We start from the raw sequence: 23,942 nt of genomic DNA on the forward strand, positions 1-23,942 counted from the left end.
CCGTCAAAGCACATAGCGCGACAGGTCGGTCGACCGCGACAGGTCGCCCAGATGGCGTTCGACGAAGGCATCGTCCACCGTCACCACCTCGCCCGAGCGGTCGGGCGCGCTGAACGAAAGCTCCTCGAAGACCCGCTCGATCACGGTGTAAAGCCGCCGCGCGCCGATGTTCTCGACCAGCCGTTCCTGGTCTCATGGCCAGCGCCCGATGCCGTTCTCGTACTGATCCGGAAGAGGTGCCGCCCGGCATCGTAAGCATGGGTTGTTTTCCCGCCACGGGCATCGGTCTCGGTCAGGATGTTGCCATAGGCGTCGTAGGTGTAGCGACCGACCACCCGCGTGGTCAGCCGGCCCTGCAGCTCCGGCAGCAGGTCGCTGGGCTTGGCGATATGAAAGGCGCCGCTGGCGATGAACAGGATGTGGTCGGTCTTGACCGGGCCGTATTTGGTGCTGACCGTCGTGCCCTCGATCAGCGGCAGCAGGTCGCGCTGCACCCCCTCGCGCGACACGTCGCCGCCGCGCGCATCGGTTCGCGCCGCGAATTGTCGATCTCGTCGATGAGACGATGCCGATATCCTGCACGCTCGCCAGCGCGTCGCCCTTGACCACCTCGTCGTCCAGAACCGTCGGCATACTCGGCGATCTGCAGGTCGTATTCTAGGGCACGGTGAGCTTGCGCCGCACCCGGCGGCCGCCAAAGGCCTTCATCAGCCCGGACAGGTCCATCATGCCACCGATGGCGCCCGGCTGACCCGGCACCTCCATCATGCCCAGCGGGTTCGAGTTGTCCTGCAACTCAAGCTCGATCACGGTGTCGTCCAACTCGCCGCGCTTCAGCTTGTCGCGGAACATCTGCCGGGTCTGCTCGCGCGCGCCCTCGCCGGCCAGGGCAGCGACGACGCGCTCCTCGGCCTGCTTGTGGGCGCGCGCCTTGACCTCCTCGCGCATCCGCTCGCGGGTCTCGATGATGGCAGCGTCGGCCAGGTCGCGGATGATCTGTTCGACATCGCGGCCGACATAGCCCACCTCGGTGAACTTCGTCGCCTCGACCTTCAGGAAGGGCGCGCGGGCCAGCTTGGCCAGGCGGCGGCTGATCTCGGTCTTGCCCACGCCGGTCGGGCCGATCATCAGGATGTTCTTGGGATAGACCTCATCCCTCAGGTCGTCGCCCAGCTGGCGACGGCGCCAGCGGTTGCGCAGGGCCACGGCCACGGCGCGCTTGGCGTCCTTCTGGCCGATGATGAACCGGTCCAGTTCGGACACGATCTCGCGCGGGGTCAGGTCACTCATTTCAAACCTCTCTCATGCCGGGAAACGCCGTCTTTCACTGTTTCCCAAATACCCTGGGGGAGTCCGCAGGATGGGGGCGAAGCCCCCTCAGCCCAGGACCTCGACCGTCAGGTTGCCGTTGGTATAGACGCAGATGTCGGCCGCGATCGCCATGGCCTTGCGGGCGACGCCCTCGGCGTCCAGATCGCTTTCCATCAGCCCGCGGGCCGCGGCAAGCGCATAGTTCCCGCCCGAGCCGATGGCGGCGACGTCATGCTCGGGCTCCAGCACGTCGCCGGCGCCGGTGACGACGAAGATGTCCTTGCCGTCGGTGACGATCAGCATGGCCTCCAGGTTGCGCAGGTACTTGTCCATGCGCCAGTCCTTGGCCAGGTCCACGCAGGCCCGCGCCAGCTGTCCGGGGGCCGATTCCAGCTTCTTCTCCAGCCGCTCCAGCAGGGTGAAGGCATCGGCGGTCGAGCCGGCAAAGCCTACCACCACATCGTGCCCGCCGGGCTTCAGCCGCCGCACCTTGCGCGCGGTGCCCTTCATCACCGTCTGGCCGACGCTGACCTGACCGTCGCCGGCGACGACGACGCGGCCGGCCCGCCGCACCGCCAGGATGGTGGTGCCGTGCCAGCCGGGAAATCTTTCATCGGACATGGGGTTCTCCGCTTTCGTCTCGGGGCTCAGATAGGACCGGGGGGCATCTTTCGCAACCCGCCCTGCCGGGCTAGCCTGCGCGCATGATCCTGCGCGCCTATCTGGAACCCCCGATGCTGCGGACCGCCCGCGCCGGCACGTTCAACTTTCTGAACGTGCTGAAAGCGGCGGTCGAGGATGCGGGCTGGACCCTCGAATGGCACGAAACCGGACCCGAGGCCCGGCGGCGCGCCCCGGACCGCGACGGCTACACGCTGTTTCACGCCGAGGCACCGACCCATGACCGCGCCCTGACCTTCCGCCGGGCCTATCACTACCCCTTCTGGCAGATCGAGCCGGTCCAGCAGCGCTGGCGTTTCGCCGTGGCGCGCGCGGATTTCGACCCCAAGGACATCGCCCCCGGTCCCGCCCGCGCCTTCGCGGACCGGCTGCGCAACCGCGTCCTGCCCGGACCGCCCCCGCGGCGGGATGGTCCGGTGCTGATCCCGCTTCAGGGCCGGATCCTCGCCATCGCAGCTGCCAGACCATGAGCCCCGTCGAAATGGTGGAAACCGTCGCCGCCACCGGCCATCCCTGCGTCGCCACCCTGCACCCGAACGAAGCCTATGATCCGGCCGATCACGCGGCCCTGGCCGGGCTCGCGGACCGCCACCCGAACCTGCGGATCGGCGGGCCCACGGCGGCGATCCTGCGCGACTGCGCCTTTGTTGCGACGGAAAACAGCGCGGTGGCATTCGACGGCTATCTGCTGGGCAAGCCTGCGGTGCTGTTCGCGCAGATCGACTTTCACCACATCGGCCTGAACGTGGCCGAGCTGGGCGTGCGCGAGGCACTGAACGCGGCCGAAACCCATCGCCCGGATTTCGACCGCTACCTGTTCTGGTTCCTGCAGCAGCGGGCGATCAATGCGACCCTGCCCGATGCGGGCGCCCGGATCCTGGCCGCGATGCGCCGGGGCGGCTGGCCGATCTGACCGCCGCCCGCGCCGTCCCTTCAGACGCCATCCGTTCAGATGGAATTGTCGATCCAGGCCTTCAGCGCGGCCTTGGGCGCGGCGCCGATCTTGTTCGAGACCACCTCGCCGTCCTTGAACAGGAACAGCGCAGGAATGCCGCGCACGCCAAGCGCCGCCGGGCTTTCGGGGTTCTCGTCCACGTTCACCTTGACGATCTTGACCTTGCCTTCGTATTCGGCGGCCAGTTCCTCAAGCGCCGGGCCGATCTGGCGGCAGGGGCCACACCACTCGGCCCAGAAATCGACCACGACCGGGGTCGCGGACTGACGCACTTCGGTGTCGAAATCGGCGTCGGAAACGGCTTGGGTATTGGCCATCGGGATCTCCTGCGATGCGCCGGCGATGCCGGCAGGACTGTCAGGAAGAGCTAGGCACCCAAGGGGACCGGGTCAAGGCCCGCCGCCACCGCCCCCGCCATCGCACGGTCCAGCACGGCATCGGGCAGCGCCATCAGGCTGCGCGTCGCCGTCCACAGCACGGCGGTCTCGACCCGCAGCCCGGGCCAGAGCTGCGCCAGCGCCGCGCGATAGGCCGCCATCTGCCGCAGGATGCCCAAAGGCACCGCCTCGGGCGTGGCGGGCACGTCGCGGTTCGACTTGTAATCCACCGCCAGGACCCGGTCCTCTGTGATCACAAGCCGGTCGATCTTGCCGTGCAGCATCCCGATGCCGGGCAGCGGGGCGGCCAGCGCCAGTTCCTGAAACACCTCGGCCCCCTCGGGCAGGGCAAAGACCTGAGCCAGGTCGGGCGCCGCGATCACGGCGCGGGCCTCGTCCAGCAGGGCGGCCAGTTCGGGGGGGCCCGGCAAGCCCCCCTCGGCATCGGCCAGCACGTCGCGGGCGATGGCGGCCCAGTCGGCGGGGTCGCGGCCCGGCAGGTGCTCCAGCAGCAGGTGCAGCCGCGTGCCCTGCAGCATCGCGGCCTCGGCATCGCCGGGCCCCCGGCCAGCACCTTGGCGCCGCCAAGCGCGGTTGCCGCGATGGGGCGGCGCTTGGCCGGCATGGGCGGCGGCGGCGCGGCCAGCCACAGGGGCATCGCCACCGGCGGCCTTTCGGCCCGCCAGGTATCGGGCGCCTCGGCCGGCCAGTCGCCAAAGCTCAGGCGACGGATCTCGCCGCCCCAGGGGGCCGGCATCCGCGTCTCCTCAAGCCCGCAGCGGCCGAAGCCCGCGGCGACCATGCCGTGCCAGCTTTCCGCGTCCGCCTCGCCCGCCGCGGCGACGATCAGCCAGCTTTCCGCGCGGGTCAGCCCGACATACAGCAGGCGCTTGCGTTCCTCGAGCTGGCGGCGGGTCTGCTCGGCCGCCCAGGCCTCAACCGCTTCGGGCCGTTCGCCCTTGCGGCCGCGCCACAGCGCCAGCCCGTCCGGCGCGGACAGCACAGGCGCCTCGCGCGGGGGGCGGCGGCTGGCGGTGTCGGGCATGATGACGATGGGGCTTTCCAGGCCCTTCGAGCCATGCACCGTCATCACCCGGATCAGCCCCTCCCCCTCGCCGGCGCTGCCGGGCTGGCGGCGCACCTCGACATCGTCGCCCGAAAGCCAGACCAGGAAGCCGGTCAGCGAGGGCGTCTCGCTGGATTCGTAGCGCAGCGCCTGGGACAGCAGCTCGTCGATGCCGTCCTGCGCCTCGGGACCCAGGCGCGCCAGCAGCGCCTCGCGCCCGCCGTGGCGGATCAGCAGGCGCTGGATCAGGTCATAGGGCCGCATGAAGCCGGTCTGGCCCATCAGGTCCGACAGCACCTCGACCGCGTGGCGATGCGCGGATTCCCGCAGTCGCCGCCACAGGTATTCGCCGCGTTTGCGCCCTGCCGCCAAGCGGTACAGCGCCTCCTCGGTCAACCCGAACAGGGGCGAGCGCAGGGCGGCGGCCAGCGACAGGTCGTCCTCGGGCGTGGCCAGGACCGACAGCACGGCGCTGATGTCCTTGACGGCCATCTCTCCGGCCAGCTTCAGCCGGTCGGCGCCGGCCACGGGCAGGTTCGCCGACTTCAGCGCCGCGATGATTTCGGCAAACAGGTCCGAGCGGCGCTGCACCAGGATCAGCACGTCGCCGGCCCGGACCCGGCGCACCGCGCCCGACTTGGCGTCAAAGATCGGCTGGCCGAGCATGGCGCGGATCGCCTCGGCGACGGCGCGGGCCGCTGCGTGGTTTCCGAATCTCGGCCGGCTGGCCACGGGGCTGGTCCAGTCGCCGGGCTCGGGCCGGTCGGGCCGGGGGACCGCCGGCCACAGGTCGACCCGGCCCGGCATGTCGCCGCGAAAGGCCAGGTGGCGCGGCGGATCGCCCAGGCCCTGCGCGGCATCGCCGGCAAAGACCTGGTCCACCAGCGACAGGATCGCGGTCGAGGACCGGAACGAATGGCGCAATTCCAGCACCTGCATCGGGTTCTGCACCGACTCGAAGGCGGCGGCGAAACCGGCGCGGCGGGCCTCGAACACGGCGATGTCGGCCCCCTGGAAGGAATAGATCGACTGCTTGGGATCGCCCACCACGAACAGGCTGCGCGCCACATCCCGCGCGCCCTGCCCCGAGGTGAATTCGTCCGTCAGCCGCTCGATCACCTGCCATTGCGCGGGGCTGGTGTCCTGCGCCTCGTCGACCAGGATGTGGTCGATGCCACCGTCCAGGCGGAACAGCACCCATTGCGCCATGCTGTCGTCCGACAAAAGCCGCGCCGTCCGTTCGATCAGGTCGTCGAAATCCAGCCAGCCCTGCACCGCCTTTTGCGCCCGATATTGCGCCATGAAGGTATGGCCGAAGCCGTGCAGCGCCAGGCATTTCTGGGCATGGGCCAGGGCAATGCGGCGCGGCCGCGCCAGGGCCACGCGCTCCATCAGGATGGCAAGGTCCTCCATCAGATGCGCGCAGGGGCCGGTGCGCAGCCCCTTGGTCGGAAAGCCATCGTATTTCGGGGCGAAGGGCTCCTTGGCGGTGGCGCCGTAAAGCAGGACCGATTCCAGGATCGCGAGTTCCGCCGCGCCGGGGCGGGTCCAGTCGCCCTGCGCCAGCCGGGCCGCCGCCTTCTGGTCGTTGGCGCCGCTTTTCTGCAGATGCGGGATCAGCGCGGCGACGACCAGCGCGCCATCCCCGAAGCATTCCGCCAGCAGGCCCGCCATGTCGGCGCCGGGCTGCAATCCGCAGGACCGCCACAGCGCGTCCCGGTCGGCGGGGGCATCGAACCCCCGCAGCCCGGCCAGGAAGGCGTCGAGGTTTTCGCCCGAATGCAGCGCCAGCAGGTCCTTAAGCGCGGGATGGCCGTCGCGGGCCATTTCCTCGATGATCTCGGCGCGCAGCAGGGCGGCGCTGCGGTCGTCAAGCTCGGTAAAGCCGTGCGGCACGCCCGCCTCGATCGGAAAGCGGCGCAGGACGCCCGCGCAGAAGCTGTGGATGGTCTGGACCTTCAGCCCGCCCGGCGTCTCGATGGCGCGGGCGAACAGGCGGCGCGCGGCCCGCAGGTCGGGCGCGGTCCCCTCGCCCAGCCGGGCGAGTTCGGCGCGCAGGCCGGGTTCGGGCAGCATGGCCCATTGCCCCAGCCGCGCCAGCAGGCGGTTCTGCATCTCGGTCGCCGCCGCCTTGGTATAGGTCAGGCACAGGATGCGTTCGGGCGCGGTCCCGGCCAGCAGCAGACGCGCCACCCGGTCGGTCAGCACCCGCGTCTTGCCCGAGCCCGCATTGGCCGTCAGCACAGGTCGAGCGCAGCGGATCGGCCGCCCGCACCTGGGCCAGCGTCGCCTCATCCATCATGGCCGAACCTTTCGGAGACCGCCGCCTGGGTCGCGTCCCATTCGCCGTGGCGCGACAGGTGGTCGTAATCGCTGGCGTGGTCGGTGCGCTCCATCGCCAGGCGGGCGACAAAGCCGCGCTCGCCGCGCAGGTAAAGCCCGATCAGCGCGACGAAGCCCTGCCAGGTTTCCAGCGCGAAACCGGGCCCGAATTCGCGCGGTTCGGTTTTGCCCTCGCCCCCCAGCTGGATATAGCTGATCCCCGCGACCGGGACGGGGCCAAGCTTGCCAAAACCGCCCATCTCGACCATCGCGGCCTCAAGCGGCAGCTGCTTGTCGAAATGCGCGATCTGCTTGTCGCTGGGCGGCTTGCCGGACTTGTAGTCATAGACATGCACCCGCCCGTCCGTCAGCAGGTCCAGCCGGTCGGGGCGCGCGGTCAGGCGGAACTCCATGCCGGGCACCGCCAGCGCGCCGCGGTCCTCGATCACCACGGGGCGGCCCTGGGTCAGGCGCAGCGCCTCGTCCGCCATCAGCCGGTCGGCGACGCCGGCAATGCGGGCGCGCCAGAACAGCCGGGCCGAGGGCCAGGGCACATCGCGCTCCAGCACCGCATCGGTGATCGACAGCAGCCGCGCCGTCATCACCTCGGGCGTCTCGGGCAGGTCGGGCAGGCCGCGCAGGAAACGGTCCATGATGTCGTGAAGCACATTGCCGCGCTCGGCCGCGCTGGGTTCGGGGCGCAGCGGGTCCAGCGCCCTGAGGCCCAGGACGCGGCGCGCATAGACCGCATAGGGATCGCGGATCAGGGTGCGGACCTCGGTCACGGACATCTCGGACAGGGCGGGCGCGGGCGGGATGGGCGCGGGACGCGGGGCCGGGGCCACGCGGTCGCGGGGCCGGGCCTGCGCCTCGGCCAGGTCCAGCCAGGCCTGCCCGCGCACCGCATGTCGGCCAGCGCCCGCGGCCCGTCCTGCCCGGGCAGGCCGCCCAGCAGGTTCACCAGCCGGTTCAGCCAGCGCGAGGGGATCGTCTCGGCCTCGGCATCGCGGCGGGCGCGGGTCAGGATGACCTGCGCCGCCCCCACGGCCTGCTGGAAGTCATGCGCGGCCAGGCCCACCCGGCGTTCGGGCAGGGTCAGGCCGGCGGCCAGCCGCATTGGGCGCGACAGCCAGGGATCGGGCGGCAGGGCCTGCGGCCAGCCGCCTTCGTTCAGGCCCGACAGGATGACCAGGCCCGCGACCTCGCCCACCGCCTCGGTCCGGGCCTCGCGCGGGCCGCGAAAGCGGACCAGGGGATGGGCGGCCACATCCTGACGCACCGCCTGGCCCTGCAGCTGTTCGTGCAGCAGGTCGCGAAACTCGGAGGGGCGCAGGGCATGGCCCATGGCGGCATGGGCGTCGAGCTGGTCCAGCACCGCGCGCGCCAGCCCGCCCGAGGCCTTGGCCCAGAGTTCCGAGGCCTCGGCGCTGCCGCCCGGCCCGGCCGCCAGATCCTCGGCCAGGGCGCGCAGGTCGCGCAGGCGGTTGGCCAGCGGACGCGGCGCGCGGTCGCCGGCCGCGGCACGATCCGGTCCAGCAGCCCGGCCAGCCACAAGGCCCAGGGCTTGCTTTTGTCGTCGCCCTTGTCGGCCCAGGCGCGCAGCGCGGCGCCGTCTGGAAAGGCGGGGCCATGCTTGCGCAGATGCAGTTCCAGGTCGCGGGTGTGGCGGTTGTGTTCGCGCCGGAAGTCCGGACCCAGCCCGGTCGCCGTCACCGGATGCTTCAGCAGCACCAGAAGCGCGTCGACCATCAGTTCGGCCCCGTAAAGATCCGCGACATGGCGCAGGAACAGGCCCGGCGCGGTCAGCGGCAGGGGCTGGCCCGCGGAATCGTCGGGGATGATGCCCCAGCGGTCCAGCGCCGATTGCACGCGCCGCGTCAGCATCCGGTCGGCGGCGATCAGGGTGACGGGCTGCCCGGCCTCGACCGCCTGGCGGATGACCAGGGCGACGGCGGCGGCCTCAAGGCCCGGCTGCTCGGCCTCGATCAGGGTCAGGTGTCGGGTGGCGGGCGGCAGGGGGCCCAGGCGCGGGCCTTCCTCGATCCACTGGTCGGTCACGGGCGCGGGCCGCGCGCCAGCGAGATCAGGCGGTTGCGCGCCGGATCGGGCGCGGCCCCGGCCACCCGTCCGGCGGCGGGCCGAATCGGCCACGAAGGGGGCATAGCGGGCCTGCGGGTGATCCTCGGACCGGGCGTCGAGCCCCTCCCAGACCGACGCCGGCAGGTCCGGGTCGAAGCCCGGCAGCACCACGGCGCCCAGGGGCAGCCGCGCCACCGCGCGCATGAAATCCCGCGTCGCCCCGTGCGAGCCGGTCGGCCCGCGACCACCACCGGACCGTCGGGCAGGTCCTCGCCCCGCGCCCAGGCGGCGGCCAGGTGCTCGGCCGCGACGCGCTGGCGGCTTTCGCGGTCCTGCGGCGGGTCCGACAGGTAATAGCCCGCAGCGATGCGCAGGAAGGCCAGCGCCCGGCCCCAATGCTGGGCGTGATCGCTGGCGTCGATGCGGTCCAGCGCCTCGGCCCCCAGCCCTTCCAGCTGCATCTCGGCCATCAGCCCGGCCAGGGCGCCGCCAGTTCCGGCACCGACTGGCCCTGCGCGAGGTCCGGCTGGGCACGCAGCGCGGCGTCGATCAGCCGGCCCAGTTCCAGCCGCCGGGCCAGCGGCGCAGTCGCCGAGCCGCCGCCCAGGTCGGCGATCAGCCGCAGCCGGGGCAGGATGATCGGACCGCGCCAGATCAGCGCGTCGCGCAGCGCCATCAGCGACTGGCCCGAGTTCGCATAGACCGTCACCCGCGCCATGTCCTGGGCCGGGCGCCCCCGCATCCGCGCGATCAGCCCGTCCGCGAAGGCGCCGGGAAAATCGGCCCCGCAGGGCAGGGCAAAGACGCCGTTCTGCCAGTCAGCCACGCAAGAGCCCCTCGGCCAGCGGGATGCAGTCGGGCCGGCCCACGTCGCACCAGGCGCCCTGATGCACCAGCCCCTGCGCGCGGCCGTCCGCGATCAGCAGGTCCCACAGCCGGTTCAGCGAGAACACCTCATCGGGGATCTCGGCCAGACGGTCGGGGCGGACGATCTGCGCGCCGCCATAGACCAGATCGCCGCCGCGGATCAGCCGGTCGCCGGGGCCAAGGCCAAAGTCGCCGCCGCCCTGACGGCCATGGGTGCGGGCGATGGGCACCAGCATCAGCAGCGCGTCCATGTCGTCGCGCCAGGCGTCCAGCAGCGCCGCGACGGGGTTGGGGCCGATCCAGACGACGTCCGGGTTCATCGTGATCACAGGACCCGGGCCCAGCAGAGGCAGCGCCTTGCGCAGCCCGCCGCCGGTTTCCAGCAGCCGCTCGGTTTCGTCGGAAATCGCCGCCCGCGCACCGATGTGATGGCGGATCTGGCCGCCCAGATGGTGGTGTTGACGTCAACGCGGCCGGTGCCCGCCTGCTGGCCAAGGTCCAGCGCGCGGTCCAGCAGGGTGCGGCCGGCGACGGGGATCAGCGGCTTCGGCGTCACGTCGGTCAGCGGCGCCATGCGCGTGCCCTTGCCGGCGGCAAAGATCATCAGCGGCAGGCTCATCCCGCGATCCTTTCCAGCACCCGGGCCGAGGGCGCCGGGATGCCCTGCATCGCCCGGGCCAGGGGCGCCAGCGCCGGATGAGCCAGGTCGCGCTGCAGCGCCTGCCAGACGCGCGGCATGAAGGCCAGGTAGCGGGTCTTGCCGTCGCGCTGCGCCAGACGGGTAAAGATGCCCAGGATGCGCAGGTTGCGCTGCGCCCCGAGCAGCGCATAGGCGGCGCGGAACCGGCCCTCGTCCTGCCCGGACGCGGCGATATAGCGGGCGATCTGCGCCTGTTCCAGCGCCGGGTCCACGTCGCGCCGCGCGTCCTGAAGCGCCGAGACCAGGTCATAGGCCGGATGCACCGCCACCGCGTCCTGGAAATCCAGCACGCCCAGGGGCGCCGCGCCCAGCCAGACCAGGTTCTCGGCATGGAAATCGCGCAGGCCCAGAACGGGGGGCACATCCTGGCACAGGTCGGCGTGCAGCGCCTCGACCAGCGGCGCGATGTCCTGGCCAAGGCCGGGCGCGCCGGCGGCGGCGGGGTAGTATTCGGCGAACAGCCCCACCTGCCGGGCCAGTTCCGGCCCGTCCAGGCGCGGAACGTGGTCGGGCGGGGCATGGCCATGCAGCGCGACCAGCAGGTCGGTCATCCGGTCATAGACCTCGGGCGCCAGTTCGGGCTGCGCCGCCAGCACGCGAGCCACCAGGTCGTCGCCCAGATCCTCAAGCAGCAGCAGCCCTTCGTGCTGGTCGGCGGCCAGGATCTCGGGCGCGTGAAAGCCGCGGTTGCGCAGCCATTGCGTCATCGCGACATAGGCGTCGGTCGTCCCCGGCGCCGCATCCATCAGCACGGCGCTGCGGTCTGCGTCCAGCAGCCGGAAATAGCGCCGGGACGAGGCGTCGCCGGCCAGCGGCAGCAGCCGCGCATGGGCCCAGCCGGCGCGGTGGACCAGCCGGGCGATGCACGGCAGGCGCGCGACGAACCCCCAGCGCGATTCCGAGCCGGCCAGCGTGATGCGCCGCAGGTCGGGGAACTCGGCATGGGGTTCCAGTCCGATGGTCAGCGGCTCGGGCAAGGCGCGGCCGTGATCGGGCCATTCGACCAGCACGATCGCCTCGCGCATGGCCTCGTCCAGGCCAAGTTCGGCCAGTTCGTCGGGATGGGTCAGGCGGTAAAGATCGGCGTGCCAGATCTCGGTCCCCATCGGGTCGGCATAGGTCTGGACCAGGGTGAATGTCGGGCTTGGCACATCCTCGGCCATCTCGCCCTGACGGGCCTGGATGAAGGCGCGGGCGAAATGCGTCTTGCCGGCGCCGACCGGCCCTTCCAGCGCCAGCACGTCGCCGGGTTTCAGGACCGCCGCCATGACGCGGGCCAGGCAGGCGGTCAGGTCGGCATCGGCGGGATCAAGCGTCGCAAGCAGGCTCATGGCGTCAATCTAAGCGCGCGGGCCCTACAGTCCAAGCACATCCGCCATGTCATATTCGCCCGGCCCCTTGTCCTGCCCCCAAAGCGCGGCCCTGAGCGCGCCGCGGGCAAAGATCGCGCGGTCGGTCGCCAGGTGGCGCAGCACCACGCGTTCGCCCGCGGTCGCAAAGATCACGTCGTGTTCGCCCACGATATCGCCGCCCCGGATCGCCGAGAACCCGATGCTGCCCGGCTGGCGCGCGCCGGTGATGCCTTCGCGGGCCGGGGTGCGCAGGTCGTCCAGGCTGTGGCCACGGCCTTCGGCGGCGGCCTCCCCCAGCATCAGCGCGGTGCCCGAGGGGGCGTCCACCTTGCGGTTGTGATGCGCCTCGACCACCTCGATGTCCCAATCCTCGCCCAGGGCGGCGGCGACGCGGCGCGTCAGCCCGACCAGCAGGTTGACCCCAAGGCTCATGTTGCCGGCGCGGATGACCGGGGCGTGGCGGGCGGCGGCCTTGAGCTTGCCCAGGTCGGCAGGCTCGATCCCCGTGGTGCCGATGACATGCACGGCGCGGGCCTGCGCGGTCAGTTCCGCGAAAGCCACCGAAGCCGCCGGAGAGGTGAAGTCGATCACCGCCTGCGCCCGGGCAATCGCCTCGACCGCGTCGTCGGTCACGGTGATCCCCAGCGCAGGCCCGCCCATCGCCTGCCCGAGGTCGCGGCCGACCCAGGGGTTGCCGGGCCGCTCGATGGCGCCGACCAGGCGGGCCTGGTCCGAGCCCAGCACCGTGCGCACCAGCATCTGGCCCATGCGCCCCGAGGCCCCCGTGATGACGATTCCCGGTTTGTCCATGCTCATTCCCCCGTTTGGCCCCGTTCTATCCCGTTGCGGCGCGGGCCGCGACCCCCTACATCTGCGGCCATGGCACAGAACCGCTTTCATTCCGGCAATGGACCCTCGCAGCGCCAGTTGCGCGTGGGGGAACTGATCCGCCGCACGCTTTCGGACGTCCTGCTGCGCGGCGACGTGCACGACCCCGACCTGAACCGCCACTCGATCACGGTGGGCGAAGTGAAGACCTCGCCCGATCTCAAGGTCGCGACGGCCTATGTGCTGCCGCTGGGCGGTCAGGGGGCCGAGGATGCGCTGGCCGCGCTGCGCCGCAACGCGCCCGAATTGCGCCACCTGGTCGCCAAGGCGATGACGCTGAAATACGCGCCGCAGCTGCGCTTCGTGCTGGACGAGACCTTCGACCGCATGGACGACACCCGCCGCCTGTTCGCCGACGAACGCGTGCGCCGCGACCTGGACGCCCCGGACGACGGCACCGATGAGGATTGATCTGAAGCGCCGGCTGGGCCTGGCCATCGGCGCGCTGATCGCGATGACCCTGCCCGCCGTGGCCGGGATCTGCGAAAAGCGCCAGTTCGACGGGCAGGGCTATGTCGTCTGCACGCTGGAGGCCGCGCAGGAGCCGGGTCTGGCGCTGTGGCTGAACGGGCCGGACGGGCAGGTGCTGGGCGATTTCACCGCCGTGCGCCGCACGCTTGCCCCGGACGAGACGCTGGCCTTCGCGATGAACGCGGGCATGTATCACGCGGATTATTCCCCGGTGGGGCTTTACGTCAGCGACGGCGAGCAGAGCCATGACCTTGTCACCGCGGGCGGGGCTGGCAATTTCGGGATGCTGCCGAACGGCGTCTTTTGCGCCGGCGGCGCGCGCGCCTTTCAGGTGATCGAAAGCCGCGCCTTTGCCAAGGCCCGGCCGCAATGCCGCATCGCCACCCAGTCCGGGCCGATGCTGGTCATCGACGGCGCGCTGCACCCGCGCTTCCTGGTGGATTCGGACAGCCGCTATGTCCGGAACGGGGTCGGCGTCTCGCCCGACGGGCAGACCGCCTGGTTCGCGATATCCGACCGGGCGGTGACGTTCCACGAATTCGGCCGGCTGTTCCGGGACGGGCTGGGCGCGCGGGATGCGCTGTATTTCGACGGCTCGATTTCCCGGCTGTATGCGCCCGCGCTGAACCGCGCCGATTTCGGGCGCCGGCTGGGGCCGATCATCGGCTATGTGGAACGGAACTAGATGGCACGCAAAAAAGGACGCGAGATCCACGGCTGGCTGATCGTGGACAAGCCTGCGGGCGTCGGCTCGACCGATGTGGTGGGCAAGGTCCGCTGGGCGCTGGACGCGAAAAAGGCCGGCCACGCCGGGACGCTGGACCCGGATGCGACCGGCGTTCTGGCCATCGCTCTGGGCGAGGCCACGAAAACCGTGCCGCTGCTGACCGAGGCGCTGAAGGCCTATGACTTCACGGTGAACTGGGGCGCCGAGACGACGACGGACGACGCCTCGGGCGCGGTGCTGCGCAGCACGGACGCCCGCCCCGACGCCGACGCGCTCAGCGCCGCCCTGCCCCGCTTTACCGGCGAGATCATGCAGGTCCCCCCCGCCGTGTCCGCCGTCAAGGTCGACGGCGCCCGCGCCTATGACCTGGCGCGCGAGGGCGAGGCGGTGGAACTGGCTGCCCGTCCGCTGTGGGTGGAATCGCTGGACTTGCTTGGCACGACGCCCGACACGGCCGATCTGCGCATGGTCTGCGGCAAGGGCGGCTATGTCCGCAGCATCGCCCGCGACCTTGGCCGCGCGCTTGGCTGCCTGGGCCATGTCGCGCATCTGCGCCGCATCTGGTCGGGCCCGTTCGACGCCGACCAGGGCATCGCCCTTGACCGGATCGACCGCGCCAACCAGGCCGAGATCGAGGCCGCGCTGCTGCCGCTGGAAGCGGCGCTGGCCGACCTGCCGCAGATGCAGGCCACCGAGCAGGGCGCGACCCGCATCCTGAACGGCAACCCGGGCCAGGTGCTGGGCCATGCCGATTACGGCACCGAGGTCTGGGTCAGCCGCCAGGGCCGGCCCCTGTGCATCGGCCGCTATCTGGGCGGCGAGGTGCAGCCCGTCCGCGTCTTCAACCTGGGCTGACCGGCTCGTAGCGCAGGATGCCCACCACGCCGTCGCTGCCGCCATCGGCGCTGTGGTGGATGCCGTCGGTCACCGGCACTTCGGCGAAATCGAACGGGCTGATGCCGGCCAGGCAGGCGGCGTTCACCCCGTATTCCCGCGGGTTCGAGCGGCGGCGGTGGTGGGTATAGATGCCGCAGGTCTTGCAGAAATGGTGCTGCGCGGTGCCGGTGTTGAACTGGTAAAGCGCCAGGTTCTCCGCGCCCTGTGTGACCTCGAGATCATCGAGCAGCGCGGTCAGCGCCACCGCGCCCCGCATCCGGCAGAACGAGCAGTTGCAGCGCCGGGCCGCGTCCAGCCCCTCGGCCAGCCGCACGCGAAAGCGGACCGCGCCGCAATGGCAGGCGCCCTTGCGCCATGCGTTGTCCGGGTTGGTCATTCGGCGAACTGATAGCTGGCGGGGACGAAGCGATACGATCCCTCGCCGTTCGGCGCGATGAAGCCCAGGGCGGGGAACGGCATGTGATAGCCGATGAAGGGGATCCTTTCCTCGGCCAGCCGCGCCAGCACCTGTCTGCGGGTGGCGGCGCCCATCTCCTTGTCCACGTCGAAACGCACATGCCAGTCGGGGCGCTGCACCGAATAGACGTAATGGTTGAAGCTGTCGCCGGTCAGCAGCAGGCGCTGGCTGCCGCTTTCCAGCAGATAGGTGGTGTGGCCCGGAGTATGGCCATGCGCGGCTTCGGCCCGGACGCCCGGCAGCACCTCGTCGCCATCGCCGATCTGGCGGGCCTTGCCGATCAGCGGCTTGACCTTGGCGGTATAGGCGTCGCTTGGGTTGGCGGCCCAATAGTCGTTCTCCTCGCGCGGGACGACCAGTTCCGCATTGGGAAACACCGGCGCATCACCCTCGATCAGCCCGCCGACATGGTCGCCGTGCATGTGGGTCAGGACGACATGGGTCACGTCGCCGGGCTGGACCCCGGCCTCGGCCAGCGAGGCGAGCGTGTTCGCGGCCTGCATCCCGGCGTCGAACAAGACCACCGCATCGCCCGCGCGCAGCAGGGTCGGCGTATAGGACCCGCCGGTGCGGTCGGCGGGGATGAAGTTCTGCGCGCTCAGCGCCTCGAACTCGGCAGGGTCGGCGTTCAGGCCGAAGGTCTTGATCGGGTCGGGATTGCTGCCCGTGCCGCCCAGGAGGGTGCTGACCTGGACATCCCCCAGCCGGATGGTGTGCGCACGGCCGGCGAAGGCGGGTTTTTCCGGGGCCGCGGGCGCGGTCTGGGCGGTGGCGGGCAGGGCCAGGGACATGGGCAGGGCTCCTCCGATCAGCAGGGCGCCGCGGCGGGTGATGGTGGTCATGGACTTTCCCCCTTGCATCAATGGCCGATCAACCGCCAAGGCGGCCCCCGGTTCCGGTGTCTAGAATGGCGCCGGCGCGGTAAAGCCCTGCATCACCCCGGTTTCGGGATGCTTGAAGCGCAGGCTTTCGGCGTGCAGCATCAGGCGCGGAAACGCGGCCGCCGCGCCGCTGGCATACAGCGGATCGCCCAGGATCGGATGGCCCAGCTCCGCCATGTGCACCCGCAACTGGTGGCTGCGCCCGGTCAGCGGCATCAGCCGCACCCGCGTTTCCGTGTCCGAGGCCTTGACCACGCGCCAGTCGGTCTGCGCCGGCCGCCCCTCGGCGTGATCGACCTTTTGCCGCGGCCGGTTCGGCCAGTCGACGATCAGCGGCAGGTCCACCCGGCCCGTCGCCGGCTGCAGGCGCCCCCACAGGCGCGCCACATAGGTCTTTTTCGTGCGCCGCTCCTCGAACTGCTTCGACAGGTGGCGCTGCGCATCGGGCGTCAGGCCAAAGTAGGCGCCGACGGTGCGGGATCTGGAAAACCAGCGCCCGGGTCGGAACGCGCCGCCGCCGTCGATCAGGTCAATCGGCACCGGTCTTCGCCCCGGCCCGGCACCGACAGCAGCCCGGCGGGCTTGTCGACCACCAGCACCTCGTGGTCGGCGTGGATCACCCGGGGCTGTTCGTCGGTGGGGCGATAGGCGAAGCTCATTTCCAGACCAGCCGCAGCGCCAGCCCCGCAAACATCACCGAGGCGATGCGGTTCACGACCCGCATCCGCGCAGCCATCGCCTTGCCCGCCAGGCCCGCGACCATGCCATAGCCCATCGTGACCAGCGTGCCCGAGCAGGCGAACATCAGCCCCAGCGCCAGGATCTGCTGGCCGACGGGCCCGTATTCGGGCCGGGTGAACTGCGGCAGGAAGGCCAGCAGGAACAGCACCGGCTTGGGGTTCAGAAGGTTCGAAAGCGCCCCGCGCCGGACGATGGCCCAGGGGTTGCGGGCGGCCTGGGCACGGTCCTCGGGGGCGGCGGCGGCGTGCCAGCTTTTCCAGGCGAGCACCAGCAGATAGGCCGCGCCCATGTACTTGATCGCCACCAGCGCGCCCGGATGGGCCGCGACCAGGGCCCCCAGGCCCACCGCCGCCAGCACCACATGGACCATGCTGCCGAAGCCCACGCCCAGGCCCGCCAGCGCGCCCGCGCGCGGCCCGTTCTGGATACCGCAGGCGCTGGCAAAGAACACGTCCTGGCCGGGCGTCAGGTTCAGGACCAGCGCCCCCGCCATGAAGGCCAGCAATTGCTGGGCCGGAAATTGCGCCACCATGTCCAGGACCATCGCATCCTCCGTTTGCGGCGCGTATCGGTCAGAACGGCGACGCGGTCAACTCTCGCCCGGATCCTGCGGCAGGCCGTCGGCGATGTCGTAATAATCGCCCTTGTCGGCGGTGAAGATATGGCCCTGCAGCCGCAACCCGGTCGGGTTGTCGATGGCCCCCGCCGCCACGTCGATGATGCTGGACCCGTCGCGCTGCCAGAACAGGGACGAGCCGCAGTCAGGGCAGAACCCGCGGCTGGCGAAGTCCGAGGCGCGATACCATTTCGGCTCGCCCCGGATTTCCAGCCATTTCGGCAGGATCGCCGCCCAGTAATGCCCCGACCAGCGCCGGCACTGGCTGCAATGGCAGGCCTTCAGGTCGTTGCTGTCGTCGTATGTGCCGCGAAAGCCGATCTTGCCGCACAGGCAATGGCCGGTGAATTCAACCTCGTCCGAAACACTCATCCAGGATCTCCTCCAGCCGCTTGGCATCCTTGGCCGTGAAAGCGTCGGGCTGGTTGCTGTCGATGTCAAGGACACCGATCAGCCGGTCCTGCGGGCCGATGACCGGGATCACCAGTTCCGACCGCGTGCTGCTGGCGCAGGCGATATGGCCGGGAAAGGCGACGACATCGGGCACCAGCTGGGTCTGGCGCGTGCGCGCCGCGGCCCCGCAGACGCCGCGCGAAAACGGGATCACCAGGCAGCCGTGGCCGCCCTGATAGGGCCCGATCTTCAGCGTCTCGGGCGCGGTCACCCGATAAAAGCCCGTCCAGTCAAAGCGTTCGTCGGCATGATGGATTTCGCAGGCGAGCGTCGCCATCAGCGCCACCTCGTCGGTTTCGCCATGGGTCAGGCTGCGGATGGTGGCGGCAAGCTGGTCGTAATCGACGGTCATGGGCACTCCTCGATGATGGCGGGCAGGTCGGCGTGCAGGCGCTCCCATCCCCTGGGGGTCCAGCCGAGCGCCGCCAGCCGGTCGCAGCGCGGCACCCGCAGAAGGCTCGCGTCCGAGCGGGCGGGCGGCTGCGCGGGCGCCCCGGTCAGGGCCGCGACACCGGCCAGCAGGTCGTGGTGATCCAGGATGATGTCGCTGACGTTGTAGGCCCCGGACATGACCGGATCGGCCAGCACCCGCACGCGGCATCGCCCAGGTCGGCGCCGTGCACCTCGGTCGCGACGCGGGGCGGGGCCGGGTTTCCGTTCAGGAAGTCGCTGATAAGGCTGGCCCATTTCTGCGGCCGGCCGGGACCGAAAACGCCGGTCGGGCGCAGGCTGGCGGTGCGGAAATGGGCGCCGACCATGGAGGCCAGCGCGGCCTCGGCCCGGGCCTTGACCTGGCCGTAAAGGTCCAGCGGCGCGGGGGGCAGGTCGTCGGGCAGTTCGGTTCCCGTGGGGTGGCCGTCGTGGACAGCGCGCGAGGACAGGAAGATCACCCGAGAGACGCCCTGATCGCGGGCGGCCTGAAAAAGGTCCAGCGTTCCCGAGAGGTTGGCGGCGATGAAGCCGTCGGGGTCGTCCCCCTCGCCGCCGCGATAGCGGCCGGGGACGTGCCGGAACGCAGCATGGATCAGCGCATCTTTTCCCGAAAGGTCAACGGGTTGACCCAGCCGCCAGCCGGGCAGCGGGTCGACGTCGTGGCCCGCCTCGACCGCCGCGCGGGCGATCCAGCGGCCGACGAGGCCAGACGCTCCGGTCAGGGCGAGCTTCATGGGGTTTTCGGCCCCGGCAGGTCGCGCGGATCGGGCACCGGACCGTCGCCGGCATGCGCCCGCCAGAGGTCGATCAGGGGGCGCAGCGCCTCGGCCTTGGCATGGTTTTGCCAAGGTTTTTCATACTGATAGTGTAGGACGCGGATGTCCTGCCAGCGCCAGAGGTCGGGCAGGTTCAGCCAGACATATTGCAGCATGTTGTCGAACACGGGCAGGCCGTGCCAGTCCGGGAAGAAATGTTCCAGGAACGTCTGGTCGGTGCGGCGCCAGAAACGGCCGGGCTGGTCGAGTTCGGACAGCATCCGCGCGAAGGTGTCCGGGTTCGGGCGCGCCGTGAATACGCCGGAGTTCAGCCGGTGGAAATCCGACAGGCTCTCGTAAACATTTGGGGCGGCTGAGAATTCCGGGTAGTCGAACAGCCGGTCGATGTTTTGCAGCACGATGGCGTCGGCGTCGATGAAGACGACGCGGGCATAGTCCAGCTGCCAGAGCCGCAGCTTGACGAAGTTGTCGAGGGGGGTGTGGAACGGCGGTTTTTCGCCCTTGGTGAAGGGGGCGATGCCGTGCACCCGGTCCCGGGCGTGGAGCGCATTGAAATCGCTGGATGTGGGCAGCAGATCCGCGTGCACCGGGCGTACACCGAGCGTACACAGCCCGTCGATCAGATCCTGCGGCAGGTCGGTATACAGCAGCACCAGATCGGCCGTGGTGCCGGTGCGCTTGAGCGAGCGGAACAGCGCCGCCGCCCCGGTCGCATAATCGGCATTGGTCGCCAGCGTGACGAAGGCGCGGTCGGACCGCGCCTTGCCTTGGGGATGCAGGCCCGAAGTCACGATACCGAACGCAGCCTCTTGCCCTCGGGGTCGTGCTCGACGCGCTTGGCGATGTCCTTGGTCCAGGCGGACACGGCGGGCACGCGCGAGCGGTCGATGCGATGGGCGTATTTCCTGGCCACCTCGACCACCTCGGAGAGCAGGCCCTCGGCCAGGGTGATCGGTTGCAGGCCCAGCGCCAGGAACTGGTCGTTCTTGACGATCAGGTCGTTCTCCTCGGCCTCCTTGCGGGGGTTTGGCAGATAGGCGACCTCGGCCCCGGCAAGGCGGGCGACCATCTCGGCCAGGTCGCGGACACGGTGCGTCTCGGTCATCTGGTTGAAGATCCGCACCCGTTCGCCCGCCGCCGGCGCGTCCTTGAGCGCCAGTTCGATGCAGCGCACCGAATCCTGGATGTGGATGAAGGCGCGGGTCTGGCCGCCGGTGCCGTGCACGGTCAGCGGATAGCCGATGGCGGCCTGGATCAGGAAGCGGTTCAGCACCGTGCCGTAATCGCCGTCATAGTCGAAGCGGTTGATGAGCTGTTCGTGCCGCCGGGTCTGGTCGGTGTGCGTGCCCCAGACGATGCCCTGATGCAGGTCGGTGATGCGCAGCCCGTCGTTCTGGGCGTAGAACTGGAACAGGATCTGATCCAGCGACTTGGTCATGTGATAGACCGAGCCGGGCCGCGTCGGATAAAGGATCTGCTGTTCGCGCGGGCCGGTCGGCGTGTCGATCTGCACATCGAGATAGCCTTCCGGGATCGGCGCGCCGACCGAGGAATAGCCATAGACCCCCATCGTGCCCAGGTGCACCAGATGTGCGTCGATGCCGGTTTCCACCAGCGCCGCCAGCAGGTTGTGCGTCGCGTTGGTGTTGTTCGTGACGGTATAGACCTTGTGGCGGTCGGTCTTCATCGAATAGGGCGCGGCGCGCTGTTCGGCGAAATGGATCACCGCGTCGGGCCGCGTCTCGGCCAGCCAGGATTTCAGCCGTTCGTATTCGGTGGCGAGGTTCAGCAGGTGGAAATGGATGCGCCGCCCGGTCTGCTGATGCCAGATCCGGCAGCGCTCCTGGATCGAATCCATCGGCGTCAGCGATTGCACGCCAAGTTCCGTGTCGATCCAGCGCCGCGACAGGTTGTCCACGATATGAACGTCATGGCCCAGATCGGACAGGTGCAGGGCGGTCGGCCAGCCGACGAAGCCGTCGCCGCCCAGGACTGCAATTCGCATGGTGATCTCCCTTTGCTGCGGGGCAGGAATGCGCCGGCAATGTGTCAGAAACATAACGCTTTGACGATAGTGCTGTGTTCCCTGTGCCATGACGCTTTGTTTTGGGGCGAAATCATTGCAACCGGACCGCACGATCATTATTGATTTTCCATGATCTCGCAGAAAACCAAATACGCCATCAAGGCGCTGATGGCACTGGCCGACGAAGTCGCCGCAGGCGGAAGCGCGCTGACGATCGAAGAGATCGCGACACGTTCGGGCGCGCCCAAGCGGTTCCTGGAACATATCATGCTGGAACTGCGCAACGCGGGCTACGTCGGCTCGCGCCGCGGCAGGGCCGGCGGCTATATCCTGATCAAGGAGCCGAAGGAGATTTCCATCGGCGAACTGTTGCGCCAGGTGGACGGGCCCATCGCCCCCCTGCCCTGCCTGTCGCGCCGGTCCTATCAGCGCTGCGAGGATTGCACCGACGAGGCATCCTGCCGGCTGCGCAAGATGTTCGGGCAGGTATTCTGGTCCTATCTGCTGCTGATCGAAAGCCTGACGCTGGCCGACCTGGTGAACGAAGGCGGGCTGTCGGAAATGGACGTGCTGGCCTGAGCGGCCGAGGTTGGTCCTGCCGGACTTGACCCGAACGGCGGGGCGCTGCACGACTGTGGGCCACCCGAAAGCCTTGAGCGAGCCGCCGATGACCGACCAGACCGACACCCCCCGCCATGCCCCCCTTGCCGGTGTGATCGGCTGGCCCATCGCCCATTCCCGCTCGCCCCGGCTGCACGGGCACTGGCTGGCGCGGCACGGCATCGCGGGGCATTACGTCCCCCTGCCCGTCGCGCCCGAGCATCTGGCCGAGGTGCTGCGCGCCATGCCGCGCATGGGCTTCGTCGGTTGCAACGTCACCATCCCGCACAAGGAAAGCGTGCTTGCGCTGGCCGATGTGGTGACCGACCGCGCCGCCCTGATGGGGGCCGCGAACACGCTGATCTTTCGCCCGGACGGCAAGATCCACGCCGACAATACCGACGGCTACGGCTTCATGGCCAATATCCGTCAGCACGCGCCGGGCTGGCTGCCCGACCTGGGGCCGGCGGCCGTGCTGGGCGCGGGCGGCGCGGCGCGGGCGGTGGTCGCGGCGCTGCTGGACAGCGGCGTGACCGAGCTGCGCATCGCCAACCGCACCCGGCTGCGGGCCGAGCAGATCCGGGCCGAGTTCGGGCCGCGGGTCGTGGTCCACGACTGGGCCGGCGCGGGCGCCATGCTGGAGGGCGCGATCACGGTGGTGAACGCGACCTCGATGGGCATGGTCGGCAAGCCGCCCCTGCAGGTGCCCCTGGATGCCTTGGCGCCTGGAACGCTGGTCACCGACCTGGTCTATACGCCGCTGGTGACGCCCTTCCTGGCCGAGGCGCAGGCGCGCGGCTGCGAGGTGGTGGACGGGCTGGGGATGCTGCTGCACCAGGCCGCCCCGGGGTTCGAGCGCTGGTTCGGCATCCGTCCCGAGGTGGACGAGGACCTGCGCGCGGCCGTTCTGGCCTGAGGGTGTCGGGCATGAGTTACCGGCTGGGCCTGACCGGCGGCATCGGCATGGGGAAATCGACCGCCGCCGCCATGTTCCGCGACCTGGGTCATCCGGTCTGGGACGCGGATGCGGCGGTGCACGGGCTTTATGCGCCGGGGGGCGCCGCCGTGGGCCCGGTCGGCGCGGCATTCCCCGGCGTGGTCGCGGGCGGCGCGGTGGACCGCGCGGCCCTGAAGGCGGAACTGGCGCGCGATCCGGGCGGCTTTGCCCGGCTGGAGGCGATCGTGCATCCGCTGGTCGCCGCCGACCGGGCCGCCTTCGTCGCGGCGCACGGGGACGCGCCCATCGTGGTGCTGGACATCCCGCTGCTTTACGAAAAGGGCTATCAGGCCGAGATGGACGGGGTGGCCGTGGTCTCGGCCCCCGCGGCGGTGCAGCGCGCGCGGGTGCTGGCGCGGCCGGGCATGGACGAGGCGACGCTGGGGCTGATCCTGGCGCGGCAGATGCCAGACGCCGACAAGCGACGCCTGGCGGACTGGGTGATCCCCTCGGGAACGCTCGAGGGCGCGCGCGCGGCGATCATGGACATCTGCGCCGCGATCATGGCAAAACGCCCCCATGCGTGAGATCGTCCTGGATACCGAAACCACCGGCTTCGACCCCGAGACCGGCGACCGCATCGTCGAGATCGGCGCGGTCGAATTGTGGAACCACCTGCCCACGGGCCGGACCTATCATGTCTACATCAACCCCGAACGGCCGATGCCGCAGGCCGCCTTCGAGGTGCACGGCCTGGGCGACGAGTTCCTGAAGGACAAGCCAGTCTTTGCCGAGATCGCGGCGGGCTTTGTCGAATTCGCCGGCGACGACGCCAAGCTGGTGATCCACAACGCGGCCTTCGACATGAAATTCCTGAACTGGGAACTGCAGCGCGCGGGCTTTCCGGCGATGCCCTGGTCGCGGGCCGTCGATACGCTGGAAATCGCGCGGATGCAGTTTCCGGGGGCGCAGAACTCGCTGGATGCGCTGTGCCGGCGGTTCCGGGTCGACAACTCGAACCGGACGCTGCACGGAGCGCTTCTGGACAGCGAGCTGCTGGCCGAGGTCTATCTGGCGCTGCGCGGCGGGCGTCAGCCGGGGCTGGTGCTGGAAACGGCGGGGATGGGCGCGGGCGGCACGGGGCCTGGCGGCACCGCCCTGCCGCGCCCGCCCCGGCCGCGCCCGCTGCCCCCGCGCCTGACCGAGGCCGAGGCGGCCGCCCATGCGGCCTTCGTCGCGAAGCTGGGGGACAAGGCGGTGTGGCTGCGCTACAGCGCGGCGGAAAACGCCTGACCGCGCGGCAGGCCGGGGTGGCGGCGGCAGGCGTTTT

The 23,942-nt window shown here is 70.3% G+C and carries 27 protein-coding genes and 4 pseudogenes; 9 read left to right on the top strand and 22 right to left on the bottom strand.

The genetic code is table 11. From position 1 onward, the window contains the following. Positions 1–3 precede the first annotated feature (3 nt). Together hslU and hslV are read right to left on the bottom strand one after the other, a co-directional pair. Positions 4–1,290, bottom strand: a pseudogene (gene hslU, locus DPM13_RS07610) (ATP-dependent protease ATPase subunit HslU). An 87-nt stretch (positions 1,291–1,377) separates the two neighbouring features. Then, positions 1,378–1,932 carry an ATP-dependent protease subunit HslV gene (gene hslV, locus DPM13_RS07615; RefSeq protein WP_028719567.1) on the bottom strand — a complete coding sequence of 185 codons (555 nt, stop codon included), beginning with the start codon at positions 1,930–1,932 and terminating at the stop codon, positions 1,378–1,380. Positions 1,933–2,015: 83 nt separating this feature from the next. Here hslV and DPM13_RS22515 point away from each other — a divergent pair, with 83 nt between their 5' ends. Further along, complete coding sequence (locus DPM13_RS22515) at positions 2,016–2,462, top strand: hypothetical protein (protein WP_223252432.1); 447 nt, start codon at positions 2,016–2,018, stop codon at positions 2,460–2,462. Continuing rightward, complete coding sequence (locus DPM13_RS22520; RefSeq protein WP_223252433.1) at positions 2,459–2,905, top strand: hypothetical protein; 447 nt, start codon at positions 2,459–2,461, stop codon at positions 2,903–2,905. Before DPM13_RS22515 ends, DPM13_RS22520 begins: the two co-directional genes overlap by 4 nt. 35 nt (positions 2,906–2,940) lie before the next feature. Here the strand turns inward: DPM13_RS22520 and trxA are convergent, their stop codons facing one another. The 10 genes and pseudogenes from trxA to dapB form a co-directional block, all read right to left on the bottom strand. Then, complete coding sequence (trxA, locus tag DPM13_RS07625) at positions 2,941–3,264, bottom strand: thioredoxin (protein ID WP_028719569.1); 324 nt, start codon at positions 3,262–3,264, stop codon at positions 2,941–2,943. A gap of 50 nt (positions 3,265–3,314) precedes the next feature. Then, positions 3,315–6,692, bottom strand: a pseudogene (gene addA, locus DPM13_RS07630) (double-strand break repair helicase AddA). Further along, positions 6,682–7,503: a RecB family exonuclease gene (locus DPM13_RS22525; protein WP_223252545.1), complete on the bottom strand. Its 822-nt coding sequence runs from the start codon at positions 7,501–7,503 to the stop codon at positions 6,682–6,684. Before DPM13_RS22525 ends, addA begins: the two are co-directional and overlap by 11 nt. Next, the gene (locus DPM13_RS22530) at positions 7,494–7,979 is read right to left on the bottom strand and encodes a hypothetical protein (RefSeq protein WP_223252434.1); all 486 of its coding nucleotides are present in this window, start codon (positions 7,977–7,979) and stop codon (positions 7,494–7,496) included. Before DPM13_RS22530 ends, DPM13_RS22525 begins: the two co-directional genes overlap by 10 nt. Then, complete coding sequence (locus DPM13_RS22535; RefSeq protein WP_223252435.1) at positions 7,883–8,770, bottom strand: hypothetical protein; 888 nt, start codon at positions 8,768–8,770, stop codon at positions 7,883–7,885. The genes DPM13_RS22530 and DPM13_RS22535 overlap by 97 nt, the downstream gene beginning before the upstream one ends. Continuing rightward, positions 8,767–9,261, bottom strand: a complete 495-nt coding sequence (locus DPM13_RS22540) for a hypothetical protein (protein WP_223252436.1) — start codon at positions 9,259–9,261, stop codon at positions 8,767–8,769. Before DPM13_RS22540 ends, DPM13_RS22535 begins: the two co-directional genes overlap by 4 nt. Continuing rightward, on the bottom strand, positions 9,261–9,617 hold the full coding sequence (locus DPM13_RS22545) for a hypothetical protein (protein WP_223252437.1): 357 nt from the start codon (positions 9,615–9,617) through the stop codon (positions 9,261–9,263). The genes DPM13_RS22540 and DPM13_RS22545 overlap by 1 nt, the downstream gene beginning before the upstream one ends. Next, positions 9,610–10,277: pseudogene (locus DPM13_RS07640) on the bottom strand (nucleotidyltransferase family protein). Before DPM13_RS07640 ends, DPM13_RS22545 begins: the two are co-directional and overlap by 8 nt. Then, complete coding sequence (gene tsaE, locus DPM13_RS07645; RefSeq protein WP_112887758.1) at positions 10,274–11,689, bottom strand: tRNA (adenosine(37)-N6)-threonylcarbamoyltransferase complex ATPase subunit type 1 TsaE; 1,416 nt, start codon at positions 11,687–11,689, stop codon at positions 10,274–10,276. Before tsaE ends, DPM13_RS07640 begins: the two are co-directional and overlap by 4 nt. 24 nt (positions 11,690–11,713) lie before the next feature. Then, positions 11,714–12,520 (bottom strand): 4-hydroxy-tetrahydrodipicolinate reductase, encoded by an 807-nt coding sequence (dapB, locus tag DPM13_RS07650; protein WP_112888724.1) that lies wholly within the window; start codon positions 12,518–12,520, stop codon positions 11,714–11,716. A gap of 69 nt (positions 12,521–12,589) precedes the next feature. Between dapB and rbfA the strand changes: the two genes are divergently transcribed. The 3 genes from rbfA to truB are packed head-to-tail and all read left to right on the top strand — an operon-like array spanning position 12,590 to position 14,651. Then, positions 12,590–13,009: a 30S ribosome-binding factor RbfA gene (gene rbfA / locus DPM13_RS07655; RefSeq protein WP_028719575.1), complete on the top strand. Its 420-nt coding sequence runs from the start codon at positions 12,590–12,592 to the stop codon at positions 13,007–13,009. Further along, positions 12,999–13,754 carry a phosphodiester glycosidase family protein gene (locus tag DPM13_RS07660; RefSeq protein WP_112887759.1) on the top strand — a complete coding sequence of 252 codons (756 nt, stop codon included), beginning with the start codon at positions 12,999–13,001 and terminating at the stop codon, positions 13,752–13,754. The genes rbfA and DPM13_RS07660 overlap by 11 nt, the downstream gene beginning before the upstream one ends. Next, positions 13,755–14,651: a tRNA pseudouridine(55) synthase TruB gene (truB, locus tag DPM13_RS07665; protein WP_112887760.1), complete on the top strand. Its 897-nt coding sequence runs from the start codon at positions 13,755–13,757 to the stop codon at positions 14,649–14,651. It begins immediately after the preceding gene. On the opposite strand, the gene DPM13_RS07670 is transcribed toward truB, so the two are convergent. From DPM13_RS07670 to DPM13_RS07710, 10 genes and pseudogenes are all read right to left on the bottom strand, one after another. After that, the gene (locus DPM13_RS07670) at positions 14,638–15,069 is read right to left on the bottom strand and encodes a GFA family protein (RefSeq protein ID WP_112887761.1); all 432 of its coding nucleotides are present in this window, start codon (positions 15,067–15,069) and stop codon (positions 14,638–14,640) included. The two genes, truB and DPM13_RS07670, sit on opposite strands and share 14 nt — an antisense overlap. Next, positions 15,066–15,992, bottom strand: coding sequence for an MBL fold metallo-hydrolase (locus DPM13_RS07675; protein WP_112887762.1), 927 nt, complete (start codon positions 15,990–15,992; stop codon positions 15,066–15,068). Before DPM13_RS07675 ends, DPM13_RS07670 begins: the two co-directional genes overlap by 4 nt. 60 nt (positions 15,993–16,052) lie before the next feature. Then, positions 16,053–16,690, bottom strand: a pseudogene (locus DPM13_RS07680) (pseudouridine synthase). Further along, a complete protein-coding gene (locus DPM13_RS07685) occupies positions 16,687–17,316 on the bottom strand; it encodes a LysE family translocator (RefSeq protein ID WP_112887763.1) in 630 nt (209 codons plus the stop codon). Before DPM13_RS07685 ends, DPM13_RS07680 begins: the two are co-directional and overlap by 4 nt. 45 nt (positions 17,317–17,361) lie before the next feature. Next, the gene (locus tag DPM13_RS07690; protein ID WP_028719582.1) at positions 17,362–17,760 is read right to left on the bottom strand and encodes a GFA family protein; all 399 of its coding nucleotides are present in this window, start codon (positions 17,758–17,760) and stop codon (positions 17,362–17,364) included. Further along, entirely contained in the window at positions 17,738–18,193 is a 456-nt protein-coding gene (locus DPM13_RS07695; RefSeq protein ID WP_112887764.1) for a GAF domain-containing protein, read from the bottom strand. The genes DPM13_RS07690 and DPM13_RS07695 overlap by 23 nt, the downstream gene beginning before the upstream one ends. Continuing rightward, positions 18,190–18,411 carry a hypothetical protein gene (locus tag DPM13_RS25915; RefSeq protein WP_317616413.1) on the bottom strand — a complete coding sequence of 74 codons (222 nt, stop codon included), beginning with the start codon at positions 18,409–18,411 and terminating at the stop codon, positions 18,190–18,192. Before DPM13_RS25915 ends, DPM13_RS07695 begins: the two co-directional genes overlap by 4 nt. Continuing rightward, positions 18,339–19,007, bottom strand: a complete 669-nt coding sequence (locus tag DPM13_RS07700) for an NAD-dependent epimerase/dehydratase family protein (protein WP_317616414.1) — start codon at positions 19,005–19,007, stop codon at positions 18,339–18,341. Before DPM13_RS07700 ends, DPM13_RS25915 begins: the two co-directional genes overlap by 73 nt. Further along, positions 19,004–19,840, bottom strand: a complete 837-nt coding sequence (locus tag DPM13_RS07705; RefSeq protein ID WP_397246008.1) for a glycosyltransferase — start codon at positions 19,838–19,840, stop codon at positions 19,004–19,006. The genes DPM13_RS07700 and DPM13_RS07705 overlap by 4 nt, the downstream gene beginning before the upstream one ends. Then, positions 19,837–21,054, bottom strand: coding sequence for an NAD-dependent epimerase/dehydratase family protein (locus DPM13_RS07710; protein WP_080621257.1), 1,218 nt, complete (start codon positions 21,052–21,054; stop codon positions 19,837–19,839). The genes DPM13_RS07705 and DPM13_RS07710 overlap by 4 nt, the downstream gene beginning before the upstream one ends. A gap of 150 nt (positions 21,055–21,204) precedes the next feature. On the opposite strand from DPM13_RS07710, the gene DPM13_RS07715 reads away from it, so the two are divergent. The 4 genes from DPM13_RS07715 (at position 21,205) to dnaQ (ending at position 23,905) form a co-directional block, all read left to right on the top strand. Next, the gene (locus DPM13_RS07715) at positions 21,205–21,654 is read left to right on the top strand and encodes an RrF2 family transcriptional regulator (RefSeq protein ID WP_028719587.1); all 450 of its coding nucleotides are present in this window, start codon (positions 21,205–21,207) and stop codon (positions 21,652–21,654) included. 88 nt (positions 21,655–21,742) lie between these two features. Next, positions 21,743–22,591, top strand: a complete 849-nt coding sequence (locus DPM13_RS07720; RefSeq protein WP_112887766.1) for a shikimate dehydrogenase — start codon at positions 21,743–21,745, stop codon at positions 22,589–22,591. 11 nt (positions 22,592–22,602) lie between these two features. Next, complete coding sequence (coaE, locus tag DPM13_RS07725) at positions 22,603–23,199, top strand: dephospho-CoA kinase (protein ID WP_028719589.1); 597 nt, start codon at positions 22,603–22,605, stop codon at positions 23,197–23,199. Next, positions 23,192–23,905, top strand: a complete 714-nt coding sequence (gene dnaQ / locus DPM13_RS07730) for a DNA polymerase III subunit epsilon (protein ID WP_080621259.1) — start codon at positions 23,192–23,194, stop codon at positions 23,903–23,905. The genes coaE and dnaQ overlap by 8 nt, the downstream gene beginning before the upstream one ends. The last annotated feature ends 37 nt before the right edge of the window (positions 23,906–23,942 follow it).

The sequence above is a fragment of the Paracoccus mutanolyticus genome (assembly GCF_003285265.1).
GTDB lineage: Bacteria > Pseudomonadota > Alphaproteobacteria > Rhodobacterales > Rhodobacteraceae > Paracoccus > Paracoccus yeei.